21 protein-coding genes are annotated in these 14,210 nt (G+C 33.0%); 7 read left to right on the top strand and 14 right to left on the bottom strand.

Annotated elements, in window-relative coordinates; translation table 11 throughout:
• Positions 1-9 precede the first annotated feature (9 nt).
• Positions 10-780 carry a coiled-coil domain-containing protein gene (locus C6989_RS07610; protein ID WP_255464667.1) on the top strand — a complete coding sequence of 257 codons (771 nt, stop codon included), beginning with the start codon at positions 10-12 and terminating at the stop codon, positions 778-780.
• On the opposite strand, the gene C6989_RS07615 is transcribed toward C6989_RS07610, so the two are convergent.
• Positions 775-1,221 (bottom strand): pyridoxamine 5'-phosphate oxidase family protein, encoded by a 447-nt coding sequence (locus tag C6989_RS07615; protein WP_182126815.1) that lies wholly within the window; start codon positions 1,219-1,221, stop codon positions 775-777. The two genes, C6989_RS07610 and C6989_RS07615, sit on opposite strands and share 6 nt — an antisense overlap.
• A 220-nt stretch (positions 1,222-1,441) precedes the next feature.
• Between C6989_RS07615 and C6989_RS07620 the strand changes: the two genes are divergently transcribed.
• Genes C6989_RS07620 through C6989_RS07630 form a run of 3 tightly spaced genes read left to right on the top strand, consistent with a single transcriptional unit; the run spans position 1,442 to position 2,120 of the window.
• Positions 1,442-1,585: a hypothetical protein gene (locus C6989_RS07620; RefSeq protein WP_182126816.1), complete on the top strand. Its 144-nt coding sequence runs from the start codon at positions 1,442-1,444 to the stop codon at positions 1,583-1,585.
• Positions 1,586-1,612: 27 nt separating this feature from the next.
• Entirely contained in the window at positions 1,613-1,915 is a 303-nt protein-coding gene (locus C6989_RS07625; protein WP_182126817.1) for a hypothetical protein, read from the top strand.
• Positions 1,916-1,946: 31 nt separating this feature from the next.
• A complete protein-coding gene (locus C6989_RS07630; RefSeq protein ID WP_182126818.1) occupies positions 1,947-2,120 on the top strand; it encodes a hypothetical protein in 174 nt (57 codons plus the stop codon).
• A 288-nt stretch (positions 2,121-2,408) separates the two neighbouring features.
• Here C6989_RS07630 and C6989_RS07635 read toward each other — a convergent pair whose 3' ends face one another.
• The 5 genes from C6989_RS07635 to C6989_RS07655 are packed head-to-tail and all read right to left on the bottom strand — an operon-like array spanning position 2,409 to position 5,564.
• Positions 2,409-2,741, bottom strand: coding sequence for a hypothetical protein (locus C6989_RS07635; protein WP_182126819.1), 333 nt, complete (start codon positions 2,739-2,741; stop codon positions 2,409-2,411).
• 44 nt (positions 2,742-2,785) lie between these two features.
• Positions 2,786-3,301: a ferritin gene (locus tag C6989_RS07640; protein WP_182126832.1), complete on the bottom strand. Its 516-nt coding sequence runs from the start codon at positions 3,299-3,301 to the stop codon at positions 2,786-2,788.
• A 40-nt stretch (positions 3,302-3,341) separates the two neighbouring features.
• Positions 3,342-4,640, bottom strand: coding sequence for an NRAMP family divalent metal transporter (locus tag C6989_RS07645; protein ID WP_237087644.1), 1,299 nt, complete (start codon positions 4,638-4,640; stop codon positions 3,342-3,344).
• Positions 4,612-4,983, bottom strand: coding sequence for a carbonic anhydrase (locus C6989_RS07650; RefSeq protein ID WP_148703668.1), 372 nt, complete (start codon positions 4,981-4,983; stop codon positions 4,612-4,614). The genes C6989_RS07645 and C6989_RS07650 overlap by 29 nt, the downstream gene beginning before the upstream one ends.
• Before the next feature lie 29 nt (positions 4,984-5,012).
• Complete coding sequence (locus tag C6989_RS07655) at positions 5,013-5,564, bottom strand: DNA-3-methyladenine glycosylase I (RefSeq protein WP_148703669.1); 552 nt, start codon at positions 5,562-5,564, stop codon at positions 5,013-5,015.
• 50 nt (positions 5,565-5,614) lie between these two features.
• On the opposite strand from C6989_RS07655, the gene C6989_RS07660 reads away from it, so the two are divergent.
• On the top strand, positions 5,615-6,040 hold the full coding sequence (locus tag C6989_RS07660) for a hypothetical protein (protein WP_148703670.1): 426 nt from the start codon (positions 5,615-5,617) through the stop codon (positions 6,038-6,040).
• Here C6989_RS07660 and C6989_RS07665 read toward each other — a convergent pair whose 3' ends face one another.
• The 3 genes from C6989_RS07665 to C6989_RS07675 form a co-directional block, all read right to left on the bottom strand.
• On the bottom strand, positions 6,041-6,448 hold the full coding sequence (locus C6989_RS07665; RefSeq protein ID WP_237087645.1) for a CBS domain-containing protein: 408 nt from the start codon (positions 6,446-6,448) through the stop codon (positions 6,041-6,043).
• A gap of 66 nt (positions 6,449-6,514) precedes the next feature.
• The gene (locus tag C6989_RS07670) at positions 6,515-7,699 is read right to left on the bottom strand and encodes a hypothetical protein (protein ID WP_255464669.1); all 1,185 of its coding nucleotides are present in this window, start codon (positions 7,697-7,699) and stop codon (positions 6,515-6,517) included.
• A 77-nt stretch (positions 7,700-7,776) separates the two neighbouring features.
• On the bottom strand, positions 7,777-8,934 hold the full coding sequence (locus tag C6989_RS07675; RefSeq protein WP_255464670.1) for a tetratricopeptide repeat protein: 1,158 nt from the start codon (positions 8,932-8,934) through the stop codon (positions 7,777-7,779).
• Between the two features lie 200 nt (positions 8,935-9,134).
• Between C6989_RS07675 and C6989_RS07680 the strand changes: the two genes are divergently transcribed.
• Complete coding sequence (locus tag C6989_RS07680; protein WP_182126820.1) at positions 9,135-9,275, top strand: hypothetical protein; 141 nt, start codon at positions 9,135-9,137, stop codon at positions 9,273-9,275.
• A gap of 181 nt (positions 9,276-9,456) precedes the next feature.
• Here C6989_RS07680 and C6989_RS07685 read toward each other — a convergent pair whose 3' ends face one another.
• Positions 9,457-11,205 (bottom strand): sensor histidine kinase, encoded by a 1,749-nt coding sequence (locus C6989_RS07685; RefSeq protein WP_182126821.1) that lies wholly within the window; start codon positions 11,203-11,205, stop codon positions 9,457-9,459.
• Between the two features lie 580 nt (positions 11,206-11,785).
• Between C6989_RS07685 and C6989_RS07690 the strand changes: the two genes are divergently transcribed.
• Positions 11,786-12,160 carry a hypothetical protein gene (locus tag C6989_RS07690; RefSeq protein ID WP_182126822.1) on the top strand — a complete coding sequence of 125 codons (375 nt, stop codon included), beginning with the start codon at positions 11,786-11,788 and terminating at the stop codon, positions 12,158-12,160.
• A 97-nt stretch (positions 12,161-12,257) separates the two neighbouring features.
• On the opposite strand, the gene C6989_RS07695 is transcribed toward C6989_RS07690, so the two are convergent.
• From C6989_RS07695 to C6989_RS07710, 4 genes are all read right to left on the bottom strand, one after another.
• Positions 12,258-12,875 (bottom strand): hypothetical protein, encoded by a 618-nt coding sequence (locus C6989_RS07695; RefSeq protein ID WP_182126823.1) that lies wholly within the window; start codon positions 12,873-12,875, stop codon positions 12,258-12,260.
• Positions 12,876-12,974: 99 nt separating this feature from the next.
• Positions 12,975-13,175: a hypothetical protein gene (locus tag C6989_RS07700; protein ID WP_182126824.1), complete on the bottom strand. Its 201-nt coding sequence runs from the start codon at positions 13,173-13,175 to the stop codon at positions 12,975-12,977.
• Entirely contained in the window at positions 13,172-13,396 is a 225-nt protein-coding gene (locus C6989_RS07705) for a hypothetical protein (protein WP_148703677.1), read from the bottom strand. The genes C6989_RS07700 and C6989_RS07705 overlap by 4 nt, the downstream gene beginning before the upstream one ends.
• Before the next feature lie 161 nt (positions 13,397-13,557).
• Positions 13,558-14,118, bottom strand: coding sequence for a galactose oxidase early set domain-containing protein (locus C6989_RS07710; protein ID WP_182126825.1), 561 nt, complete (start codon positions 14,116-14,118; stop codon positions 13,558-13,560).
• Positions 14,119-14,210: the final 92 nt, after the last annotated feature.

Here is a 14,210-nt window from a genome sequence, read left to right on the forward strand (position 1 = left end):
AGAAAGACGGTGAAAAATGATATGGGGTTGTTTGGTAAAAAGGAAGAAACAGTATCAGAAAACAGTGATGAATATGTACTAAAAGAAGAACTAGAAACAGAAGTAGAAAATCTCCAAAATGAATTTAGAGCAAAACAAGATGAATTAAAGAGTATTCAGCAAAAAATTGAATCAGTAAAAGGAGAATATGAAACAGCAGTAAGTAGTTTGATGTCCGTCAAAAAAGAGCTAAATCAAAAAAGAATGGAGCTTGACATAGCTATTCGTGAGTATAAAGAAACTAAAGAAAAAACAAAAAATTCTGAACAAATCAAAGATTCAAAATCAATTACAGAGTTTACTAAAACAGAAGATGACTTGTCAAAGATGAAACAAGAGTTAGAAGAAATGACTAAAGAATATGATGAAATTAAAGAAAAAATTACATCAGAACAATTAGCACTTGCTCAGATTAGAAAACAACAGATAGATGCAGAAAAAGAACTTGATGAAGCAAATTCACGATTGTATAATGCAAAAGAGGAATTGGACAAAAAAGATCAATTTCAAGACACCAGTATTCTCACACCCAAGGAGAAAGAGTTCATTCAAGGAAATAACAAAAGTTCTGCAGGCGTAATTGAGGCTGCTAGTGCCGTTGTAGGATCACTGAAATCAAAACTCAACATGACACAAAAAGAATTAGAAGCAATACAGTCACTGTTAGAAAAAGAGAGAGAGGAGCACGAAGAAACTAAAAAAGAATTAAAAAAACTCAAATCCGAAAATCAGAAATTATAGACTTTCAAAATGCTTTTTCCATTTCAACTTGATTTCCTCTTCACTGATTCCCAAATCATACAATGGAGAAATTACCTCTGAGATATCAGTTACATCAACTAATACAATAGAACCAATTGAACTTTTGATTCCACTATCACGATAGTGTTTTAAAATATCATCATAAGGATTGGAATTACTTAGGATTTTGGCTACACCCTTGAACAAAAACCCCTTTCGCAACAAGGGATCAATGACGTTAATTTCCACATTAGGATTTGTTTTCAAATTAGTCATTGTGTCAGGAGAACGAATGTCTGCAAATGCTAATTGAGTTTTAGACCATCCAATTATAGTTCCTTTAGGCGAAATATTTGGAGTGCCATCAGCAGAAACAGTTGCGATATAACCTAACTTTTGAAGATCTAAAAATTTTTTGATTTGAGGAGTGATTTCAGACAATATTTTTAGGAATTCTTACAGTGTAATTAATTTTTGAGTTATCGCATGAATTCAGCAGCTTCTATAGAAAAGAAGAAGAACCCTATTCCGCCCCCAATAATTCCAATCCAAATAGCAATTTGTTTTATTCTAGACATATGATAGGAATCATTCAAACTCATTATTGAATCTAATTAGTCATTCAGACAATTATAATTAGAATGACTACAATCAAGCATTATTGGCCAGCATAAAGGATGTAGGGAGATTTTTTATTTTCATAGTTGGAGGATTAGTAGCAATTATTGTAGGCTCATTTATGATTAGAGGAACTATGCACATGTGGGATAACCCAGACAATGCAGATGATGAAAAAAAGGACTAAAAAACAAGTATACTAAACAAGTTACAATTGCTTCAAGACTCATCAATAAGAAAATCACTTGACTTATACATTAAAAATAGAATTTTAGATGTAGACTCTGAAATCAAACAAACATTTCCAAATATCAAAAAGATTTGGAAGTGTGAAAATGAATTAGATTTTCTATATGGATATTATGTTGGAAAAATAGAAGAAGGGGCATTGCGTTATTTGCTAAAAGCAACTAGGGCATCAGCAGGAGGATACGTGGATTCATTTGAGATACGAGGAATCATAGAATCATACAAAAATCAATTATACAACATAATAAAGACTGTAATAAATCAGTGAACTAGAAATACTACATCACACATCTAAAAACATGGTAGGCCCACAAGATGGCGGTTTTGGATTTGACCAATCAAAAAAATATACCAAGGTAGACAATATCGATGAGGTTTGTGTACAATGTCAAGCAGGCCAACACAAAAACTGTTTGAAAAAAGCAAAAAAACAAGATGATTGTGAATGCGAGCATTGTATAATTTACGGTTAAATTAATCAAAAATCAAGAAATTTTTTAATAATATTATGTTTAAGGGTTAATCTTGTCAAATGAATACACCTTCTATTGTAAGTTTTGTGGAAAAGACTTTGGCAGTAGTGTTATTGACCTTGCAGCACATATCGGCAAGGAACATGATGAACCCAAAAAAAATAATTTCTAAGATGGGAAAATGAAATGTAGTAATGATGGAATCGGATGCTATCATGATAACTCAATCCACATGGACGGAAATGGTAAATGTCTAGTCAGAGAATGCAAATGTCAAAAGTACAAACCTTAGATACCAGATAACTTGTTTTCAAGTTCTGTGATTTCTTTTTGGTATGATTCGGAAATATTGTTTGCAAATTCTTTGTGTGCTGCAATTATTCTAGTCAATGCATCTTTGTATTCGGGGTGACCATTTTTTAACACATCACATGATTCCAAAGAAGTTACATGGCCAGTAACAGTAGCTATTGCATCTTTTTGATTAAATTTTACAATCCCACCAAATGCCTCAATTAGCATGTATGCAGAATCTGCTTTACATTTGTAAGTCACACGTCCAGTATCAGTATTGAATAGTTGTGTTATTCCACCAGGTTTTCGTGTAACAGTGACTGTCATGGATGAATTGTAAAATATGAAGTATTAATTATTTTAGAAAAAAATTAGGCGGTAGAAGAAGCTGGATCACCAGAATCAGAAGCTAAGAATTTATCAACTTCATTAATTCCGAGTTTGTCTCTACCAAGAAGATCAAACTTTTGCAAGATTGTTTCAAATTTTGTTTCTTCTTGAACTTGTTCGTTTACAAACCATTCTAGAAATGCATATGTGCAATGATCTTTTTCTTTATGTGCAAGTTCAACAATTTTATGAATTGCTTTTGTTACAGATTGTTCATTTTTGAGAGCAGTTTTGATTGTTTCTTCAAGGGATCTGTATGAACTTTTTGGTGCTTTGACTGCAGGTATTGTTGCAATTGCCCCAACATCATTTAAGTAATGAATTATTTTTAGCATGTGTGTTTTTTCTTCGTCTGATTGAGCATAGAAGAATGTTGCACCGCCTTGGTATCCTGTAACTTCACACCAAGAAGCCATTGCAAGATAACTGTTAGATGCTGCAGATTCTAGAGCAATCTGATCATTTAGTGCTTTTTTCATTTTAGTAGAGATTCTCATTGTTATCATAAGGAGGTCATTTCTTTTTAAATTTAAAGGATTATGAATAAAACTTCATAATTAAGAATATCATTGCAAATCCACTAAGAAAAATTATTCCTGCAAAACTCAAAATCCTCAATATCCCAGATGGTTGAGATTCTTTATTCAGGAATTTACCAGTAACTAGTCGGAAATTAAATACTGCAATTATAGGTGCAATAATAAATGAAAGAACTGTTGCAAAATCAACTAATTCCTTTAGATTATTCCCAAACTGAAATATTACAACAAGTGAGCCTGTAGCGATTACGAGTAAGAACACTACATACAAGGTTCGAAATTTTGTGTGTATTTTTTCCTCTTTTTTGGTAAAAATCAACTCTATTGTTCTTTGTAAGGAACGAGAATATCCATCAAACACTGCAATTATGGTTCCAAACATAACAGTGAATGCAGATGCAGTAATTATCAGGTAGCTCCAATCCCCAATTGTTTTAGTGTACAATGAAACAATCTCATTTGCAAATAGAGCATTGTTGTTTGGTAATTCATGACCAGAACCATAAAAGATGAAGGCACCTAATGTGACAAACATTATTGCAAGAATTCCCGTGATAAGATATGCCAATCGGAATTCAAACAAAGTTTCTTTGAGTTTTGGTTTGTAGTTTGTTTGTTTCATTCGTTCCAGCGTCCACAAACTATTCCAACTAGAAAGATCAACTGCAGTTGGCATCCACCCCATTAGTGCAAGCAAGAAAAAGATTCCAGACACACCCCAAAGATCTTTTGGTTCAAATCCTGCAACAGGCTCTATAGGGCCATTATAAAGAGAAAGTAGAAATGCTGAAACCGTAGATACAAGCAAAACTATTGCAATAATCTTAATCAAACTATCAAGAACATGATATTTTCCAATTCCAAGTATGCCAACACAGACAGCAAACAAAATGATTATCGTCCATTCTCCAAGAAAATCAAGTCCAAAAAGATTCTCAAAGAATCCTGCAGTAACAAATCCTACAGCTCCTGTAACAAAGAACATAGAAGCAATTGTAATGAAAAAGTACAACCACAATGCAGGTTTTCCAAGTTTTTTGTATCCATCAATTATACTAGTTTGAGTAGAATTTGCATAACGAGAACCATATTCAAAGAAAGGATATTTTAACAAAGTAACTACAACCACAAACCCTAAAATCAGCAAGCCATAATCTGCGCCTGCTCTAGTAGATTGAACAAGATGAGACACACCTATTGCAGTACAGGCAAATAAGATTCCAGGTCCAGCTGTTTTAGAAAAATGAGAAAGTTTTGAATCCATTATTCTAGACAGGGTTGATATTCCAAGAGCCATCAACCCAAACTCCAATAACTTTAGCGCCAGTGTTCCAAGATGAAATCACATCCACACCTTTTTTGATTTGAGATATGTGCTCTTCATCAGATACAGGATTTCCAGCGCAGTCATAGTGACCTGACACTACAATTAGTTCGGATTTGTGTGCATTAATTGAAATTCCAACTTTTGTCTTAATTGATTCAAGATCAGAATTGTCTGCAACTTTTTTGTCAACACCAGGTTCTGTAATGGCATCAACATAATTAACAGAATAATTTTCTTTAATCCATTGTGCTAGTGGTAGTTGAATTCTTCCATCCATACAGGAAACAGATGTTGCAAATTTTCCTTCTGCCATGCTTTATCAGAAATAGAGGAGAATAAAAATTATTTTCCATACAAAAAGCATCCAGTAGTGTGATCATTTACCATGCCTATTGCCTGCATTAAGGCATAGCATATTGTTGGGCCCACAAAACTAAATCCACGTTTTTTTAGATCTTTACTTAATTTTTCAGATATTTCAGTAGATGTGGGGAGATCAGATAATTTTTTGAATTTATTTTTAATTGGTTTGTAACCTACAAAGCCCCAAAGATATCTATCAAAAGACTCAAACTCTTCTTGGACTTTAAGGAATTGTTTTGCATTATTTATTGCAGAATTGATTTTGAGTTTATTTCGAATTATGAATTCATCTCGTAGTAGTTTTGATACATGTTTTTGAGAGTATTTTGAAACTTTGAGCGCATCAAAATTAGAAAATGCCTTTTTGTAGCCTTCCCTGCGCTTTAGTATAGTTACCCATGAAAGACCAGCCTGGGCACCCTCCAAGATTAAAAATTCAAACAATTTTTGATCATTATGTTGAGGTCTTCCCCATTCTTTATCATGATAGGTAATGTTTGGTTCTTGAGTTGCCCACTCACATCTATTCATGATTATTTAAAATTCTAACAAAATATTAGTTATCAAATTTTAAAAAAATCATGAAATTAAATCAGCAGTTACTGAGAATTAACAGAAGTTTTCTAATTTGCTTTGTAATTTCAGCATCACTTTCTGCAGTATTTGCACAAATGTTATCTGACTATGACAATTATCTTAACACAACATTTACAATAATTTTTGGTTATGTTGTTTACTTTGGAATATTTTCAGGATTATTTTACTGGGACAACAAAGATCGCTACAAATCAATGGGAAAGGAGTTAATCAGAAAAGAGTTACTTGCTTTAGTTTCTTCTTTTGGGGTTGGAGAGATTATTTATCTTGGGATAAGATGGCCAACTTTGTATTATTTTCTAGAAATAGGAATTGAACCATTTTTGGCATCATTGATTTCAGAAGTAATTGCCACAGGATGTTATATGGCATCAGTTACAATATTTCTTAGAAAGACAAAAACTTTCTAGTTATTTTGCTAGTTGATTTACTAGATCAGTAGAAGTGATGATTCCAGTAATGGTGCCGTTATCAGATACTGCTAGTTTTCTTATTTTTTTAGTGGCCATCATTTTTGCAGCTGCAGAAATTGACTCATCTGGATTAATTGTAATTAATGGAGAAGACATTATTTTCTCAACAGGAGTGTCTAAGGAAAGACTGTTTGCAGCAATTTTTGTAGCATAGTCTCTGTCAGTAACAATTCCAACAAGATTGTCGGCATCTTTTACAATGATTGCACCTATTCCACCTTGCTCCATCATCTTTGCCACTTGCAGTGCAGTAGTATTAGTATTGACAGTAATCAAAGCACGTCTCATTATATCCTGAACCTTGATTGATGAAAAATTGAAATCTTCCTGAGTCACTATTGACATATGATGTCATAATATTTAAGATATTCATATCACAGAAAACAGATTTTTTATTTAAGATTCAGATTATTATTCGTCGTCTTCATCCTCATCTTCACCCTCATCTTTGATAGAATCAATTTCAAATTCAATTACTTCTTCTATCTGTGCAATAGTTAATCCCGTAACAGAAGCAATTTCTGCAATAATATTTTGCTCATTAGTCCATTCAATTTCAAACTCTCGTTCACCATCATTTTTTTCAATTTTAATTTTAGCAATTCCATCTTCTACTTCCACTTCAATTTCTAATTCATTTTCATGTTTATCATCAAGATTTTCGGCAGATTTTCCAAGGAATTTCATTCTAGATTCAGATGCCAAATCTTTTGCATCCTCTGCTAAATCTTCAGCTTTGGAAAAAGAATCAGCAGCAAAATGGTCTTTTGCAAATATTAAAAGTTCTTTTGCTTCATCTAATTTTTCTAGTGAAATAAAAACATCCTTTCCATCCCTTTGTGCTTCATTGATTTTCTTTTCTGCCCTTGTAATTGCTTGTGATGCTTCTCTAATTTCTTTTGCTGCATCTTTTGCGCCATCTGAACCAGCTAGAATTGTTTTTAGTTCATCACGTTCGTTTTTGTGCTTTTCTCGTAATTCATCACGTTCTCTTTTTTCTTGTTCACGCAGGTGCTTTTTCTCTTCTCTTAGTTGTTCACTTATTTTCTGTTTTAGTTCTCTTAATTTTTCCCTTTTTTCAGTTGAATCAGAAATAGATTCAATATCTGCTATTGCGGCATCTCTTTGAGCAGAATTAACTGGTAGGCCTTTTGATTCTTGTATGAATATCTTCATGTTTTCTCTAAATTCTTTAAAAGTCTCACGATATATTTCTCTAAGTTCTTTGTAAGATTCTCTAATTTCTTCTAAATTAGATCTACACTCCTCTCTAACTGACTTTCTTTCAGAGGGTTCTGCATTTCTCATATTCTCTCTGCATTGTAAAATTACTTCTTTAGTCTCTGCTTTTTGTTGTTTAAATAATTCTCGTGATTCATGAACAAAATTTGAAACTTGTTGTCCTAAATTGCTCGCTATACTATCAATGTCTGTATCTTGTGTGTCTGTATCCTCACTAGTAATAGAGATAGATTCTTCTAATTCAATTGTAATATTTTCAAATTCATCATCAATGGTTTGAGCAAATGAAAATGGGCTGGAAAGTAATCCTAAAACAGATATTGAAACAACAAAAACATTGAGAGTGAATCTCACATCAAAAAATTGTGTTGATGATATATAGCAATTGCGAACAATTTCATAGTTTAATATTCTAATTGCAATAAAAAATTCTAGTTTCTAATCTCTTTATTCAAAGGTTTAGATTCTTTTTTGGCCATATTCTTCATCATTTTATACACCAAATCCTCAATTTGTTCATTAGAATCTATCAATCTACGCCTCAAGTCTGCATTTTCTCTAATTTTGAACATTACAACAATAAATGAAAAGACTGACGTGATACTGCCAATAATTGTAACAATCAGTATCAAGTCAAGTGAATCGCCTACTTTGTCTTCTAAAATCAAATCTTTACCACTAATTGCAGCTTGATTAGTAGGGTCAAGTTCAAGGGCTTCATCAAAATATTCCAATGCATCATCAATTCTACCCAATTCGACTAAAACTGATGCATCTCCAATCAACGCTTTTGTATTATCAGGATCAAGCTGTAATACCCGCTCATAAATTTTGTGAGACTTGATGTTTTTTTCTTCTAGAAAATGTATCTCAGCTAAACCTAGCAATGCAGTAATGTTTTCTGGATCCTTTTCAAGTGCAATGTTAAAGGCGTTTCTAGAAGGATCATATCGTTCTAATTCTAAGAACACATTACCAATTCCATTTAAGGCATTAACATTGTCAAGATCAATTTCAAGAATTTTTTCATAGAATCTCATAGCAGGACCATATTGATTTGTAGCTAATAACGCATCAGCTTTTCCTTGCAGTCCTGCTAAATTATTGGGATCTCTTTCCAATACAAGATTAAAAAATAATATAGAATCATCATGTTGCTCTAACTTTAGTAAAACATTACCACTTCCTACGAGAGCATCTGCATTTCTCCTATCTTTTTTTAAGATAAATTCATAATAATCCAAAGCATCATCATACCTATCAAGAAAGTAATACGAATTTCCTATTCCGTTAATAGAGTCAAAATTATTTGGATCAATACTTGCAGCTCGTTCAAAATTTTGCAAGGAGCTAACATATTTTCCTTGAAGTAATAAAATTGAGCCTTTCATATTTAGCGCATCAACATTTTCTGGTTCTATTTCCAGTATTTTATCTAATTCTAAAATAGATTCATCATATTTTTTTTCTTGGTAAAAATTTTTAGCGTTTTCCATAAATCGTGTATCCATGTCATTGAATCCAAAAGCTGGCGGCAATACCAAAAACGGTAAAATAATTCCAGGTAAAATAATCACGAGAAAGTTCATTTCTAATTATTTGTGTGTCATCAGGCTCTGCTGTCCGGATACAAGAGCATCACTCTGACATGCTATGCCTGGGTCACACATACAAAATGACTTTGATTTTGATTAATAAGGAAAAAGATAGTTGATTTCAACCAAAACAAAGTCAACTCGCTCGTAGTTAATTAATTTGGAAGCTTGAATGGTGTTCCGAGGTGAAAGATATGCAAACTCAAAAAATCGACACATGGAATAAAATAGTTAAGGCCCCATTCAAGAAGGTCGTAAAATTCGATCTTATTTGTATGAGCATTGGTGTTGTAATGGGTATGGGTATTGGTGCCTTTATTGCAACCAACCTATAACTTTTCTAGTGCACCTCATTTTGACAGACAATTTGTCTGTCATTTTTTATTTTAATCCAATCATAAAATATAACAAAATACAATAATTCTAACCAAAGGAGTTTCGAACAATGAATTAATTTATCTCTGAAAGTCAAAAGTAGACAAAACTCAGTTTTTATTTAAAATTTAATTTTTATAATTATGAAAGGTTGTCATCTAGAGGTAAAATTACAGAGAAGGTGGTAGGATCGTTTTTTACTGTAATCTTTCCACCGTGTTGTTCAACAATTGTCTTGCAACTAACAAGACTCAACCCAAGTCCTTCTTGTTTTGTTGTTAACAATGGTTCAAACAGTTTAGATAATACATCATCAGGCATATCAGGGCCAGAATTAATAAAATCAATGTTTAGATAACTCTTTTCTTTAGTCATTTTGATAGTAATTGTTCCCTCCCCATTAACTGCTTGAATTGCGTTTTTAATTAAATTAACAAAAACGATTTCTATTTTATGAGGGTCACATACAAGCTCATAATCTTCAGTGGGTTTGTTAACAATCACTTTATCAGGAATTATCACAGATTTTAATGATTTTGTGATAATTTTAGAGAGCAAAATTTTCTCTTTTTTCATATTTTTTCCAACAAGAACAAGCAAATTGTCAATATGATCTTTTAGTTTGTCAGAAGCAATAGATACGCGTTCAAAATCTTCTTTGTCTTTATCACTCAATATGTTTTGATTTCTTTTTTTTATCAGATATACAAGTGTAAAAATTACATCTAAAGGATTTTTTAGTTCATTAATCAGTCGTGATGAAAATTCACTCACAGCATACATTTTAGCATTTTTTATTATGCGGTTTTCTGCTTTTTCCAATTCAGTTTTCATTGTTTGGATATCAGATGCTAACCCAATAATTTCATCAGGTCCGTTAAGTGTGATCTTAGTCTCTAGATTTCCTTTAGCAATATCTTTGGTTGCTTTACGCAAAGCAATGATTGGGGATGATATGTTTCGTGAAAACAGAATGGATAAAATCAATGAAATTATCGCAACAACAAAAACATTTCCAGCTGAAATTAATTGGACATATGTAAGATTTTGAAATATCTCAGATTTGTCAATTTTTACTACTAATCCCCAATCTGTTTTTTCAATATATTTTGAGGAGGATAAGACTTCAACACCCCTATAATCAACAGTGTCTATGAAATTAGATTCTTGTTTTGATAGTGCACGAATTATTGGAACATTTGATTGTTCAGAAGATATAACTTTGTTTAGCTGTGCATTAGAATCAAATCGTAGTGGAGTCAAAAACAAAGCATCACCATCTGCATTGCGTTGAGCCAAAAATGATTCTCCAGTAAGACCTAATCCAGTATGATCACTAGTAATATCCAAGATGGAATCAGGAATAGCAACTATCACAAGAGTTGCAAGAATTTTTTCATCAAGAATTAGAGGTGCAGACATTACAAGTTTTGGATTTATTCCATCATGTACAAAGTTAAGAAAATTGTCTTGATCAGATGAAATTATATCATCTGGAATAAAATTATGTGATGCATAATTCATGGTTGAGAACTTTTCATTGCCGTTTAAATCATAAATTATAATCTCTTCATAATCTGCAATTGAGGCTACAGTGTCATTTAGAATGTGGCGGATTTTATCCCCATCAATTTCATTAGGGTTCTGGTTATATGCATCAAGACTCAAACGTAACTGTGTTCTACTAGTAACACTTTGCAGTCTTTCAAGATTTCGGTCTATAGAATCATTAACTCGTTCTTTTTGGATGGTTGCAATAGCATTAAGATGATCTAATGTATCTTCAGTAATATGAAATTGTGAAGCATGGTAGTTCAAGGTGCCTGCTATTATAATCATTGGAATTGAGCTGATCATCATCACAATCAAAAATTTGTTTCTAAGATTCATACAAAAAACTTTAAAGAATACCTTAAAAACATATAAAATATTAGATCAGGTTAGCACTAGAAAAAAATCATTGGACACTATTAATAGAAAAAAATATTTTCAAGCAATATGCACACTAGAGGCCAAACTAATTTCAATACAAAACCATGTTCAATTTTAGTGACAGGAATGTGCGACGGTTGTTGCAATGTGTGTTGCAGAAGATGTCTAGAGGTCATCTACTACAGAAGAAGCGGAGAATCGGATTATAGATGACTACAAGTTTGTGGCAAACTTTCCAAATGGAGTAGTCAGGAAAGGTTCCGGACATACATGATAGACGGACCCGATCGGACTGTTCTTCATTAATCAGTTCCAGTTTTTATTTTTCAAAGTAACATCCCATAGTTTTTCCCAAAATTATTGCAATTACCGACAGAATTGCAGCAAACACAATATTCTTTGTCCCAACCTTGTCCATTCTCAAACCTTTGAATCTTGTCTTTTAAGCATGTCGTAGAATTCACACTATATGAACAAACAGCTACAACAGATCATCAATAATTCAAGCGATTAAATAGAGTATTACCCATATAGAATCATGGATGAAGAATCCTTGCGATTCTGGATAATTCCTATGGTGTGTGTTGTTGTAGTTGCAATAATTTTTGGCGCATCTCTTGATTATAGATACAACGTGGTGTATCCAAATGCTGCAATAGAAAAAGAGATGTTAAAAACAATCACATGTCCTGAAATTCTTGAAAAACAAAAAACAGGAAGATACTGGAGTTCTGAAAATGCACTAGTGGGAGCTGAAAAAGCTTTGGCATGTATTCCGGCACCAGCAGAAAAATCTACAGGAGGCAATCCATACGTAGAGTTTTGTACTCCAGGAGGATTTGCACCTGTTAAAATAATTGAAAACAGTACCCATTCATTTAATCACGACACATGCATTTGGGATTTAAAGTAGGTTTAGACACTTTAATCCATTCAGTTTCAATGGGAATTGTCTAAATAGAATTAGAACTACTCAAGTAGAATCAACATCATAATAGATTTTCTAGTTTTCATTTTCTTCTCTTCCTTATTGCATAAATTACAATGAATAAAATTATGAGTATTGCTCCAAGACTCTGGATTACTACAATCACTTCAGGATTTGATATGGTTTCGCCAGTTTGCAAATCTCGAAAATCAGAGGGTTTTGGTTTTGGAACACATATTCCATATACTAGCACATGCTCATCTTCACAAAGTACCTTTGCTTGTTCAGATTTTTCTCCAGAAAATGGTACAGTATAAACAGTTCTGTCCAAACTTATTCCACTGTTGGATCTAGTATCCCATTTACAAGTATCAAGATCTATCAAATGGGTGTCATTAAGATATCTTAGTTCTCCAACATAATCAAGTGGGCCATGTTTTTCACAGTGCTCCAAGATGAATTGCAATCTTTGTGGATCATCAGATTTGGACAAGCTGATGTCTCTTAGCGGATTACCCATAGGTTCATCATAACAATTGTATTTCCAGTCAGTGGGAATTTCATTTTTTACTGCTTCTTTGCAATTAAAACTAGAGTTTGCAGCATCTAGAGACATTGGAGGAAACCACTTGTCACACATTGAATCATTTCTATAATCTTCTAAACTTGAAATTCTATAGTCATCTTTCCATTGTAACATTCGGTAGTGGGTCTGATCTTTCCAATCAAACGCAGTACAAATTATTGTTGGATGTTAATAGATCACATCAGTGCTTGTCCAGCTTCTGTCAGTTTGAATTCAGCCATCATAGTTTATTTCAAGATTTCTGTATATAGTATCCATGATCAATTCTTCTGTAAGAGGTTCTTGTGATACTAGAAAGCTGTCAAAACAAGGTTCTGGTAGAATTGTTGTAGCACAAGATGCATAAGAATACTGAATTACTGTAACACCAATCAACCCAATACATCCAATGACTATCAAAAGTCTAGTTTTCATTTTCCATAACTCCATTCTGTAAAATTTTCAGAAATTATTGCTCTAATATTTTCATTAAACAAATTTGTGTCCAGTAAATGTCCAAAAAAGTTAACACCAGTAATTGAACACACATTAGGCTCAGTCATACTATAATTATTGCTTACTCCCTTTCTGTTTTGAGAGAAATTATCAAGTGCTGCCAAAATATCAAATAGTCTAGGCTCTAGTGGAGAATCCATATGCCAAGATACAGTGTCATGAGTTCAAGTTAGGACAAAAAAATCCCAATGTATGAACAAAACCAAGCATGTTGGGATTTTATTCCAAAATTATCCTCAAACATTAAGGTCAACATGAATTCCCACCATTCAGTTGTTTTCAGCATCTTATTTGCTCCTATCTAATGCGTTATCCTCACAAATGGTGCAATACATGGTACTCCCGAATGATTTCTGACAAATAACATATAGTATCCCGGTGGAACCAAGTTCTCATTTTTTGGAATCTTTGAGGAAATCTTATCCCCATTTTGCACAGTGTCGATCTCAATATAGCGTTGTTCAGGATTAAGACAGTGTGTAGTGTTGGATGGTCTTATCAGTGCAGTATCCAGGATCTCTGTACCATCATGCATTTGAATCTCAAATGATTCTTCATATTTTAACACAGATTTAACATCATCAATTACTGGTCTGTCTCCTGCAAACAGATATGGTGGTGAAAAAATCTCTATTCTTTTTTCAACACATTTTCTTGTAGGATTACTTCCCATAGTCATTACCTTACCGTCTGGCAACAAAATTGCATGTAGCATGAATTGCTTTGCCTGTGTCTCAAGTGAACCACCATACTCTAGAAATTCAAAAAAGTTACCTAATCTTCTTGAATAACGGTCCTTTGTAATTGGACTCTTGATTCCAAACAAGAAATTCTCCATTGGGTTATTTTCTATTTCTGACATTATTTTCACATCTATTACGTGTGAAACCAATTTAAGAACCACTAAAGGTACGGACCCGACCGGATTCGAACCGGCGACCTAACGCTCCGCAA

This window comes from Nitrosopumilus sp. b2 (assembly GCF_014078535.1).
Classification (GTDB): domain Archaea; phylum Thermoproteota; class Nitrososphaeria; order Nitrososphaerales; family Nitrosopumilaceae; genus Nitrosopumilus; species Nitrosopumilus piranensis.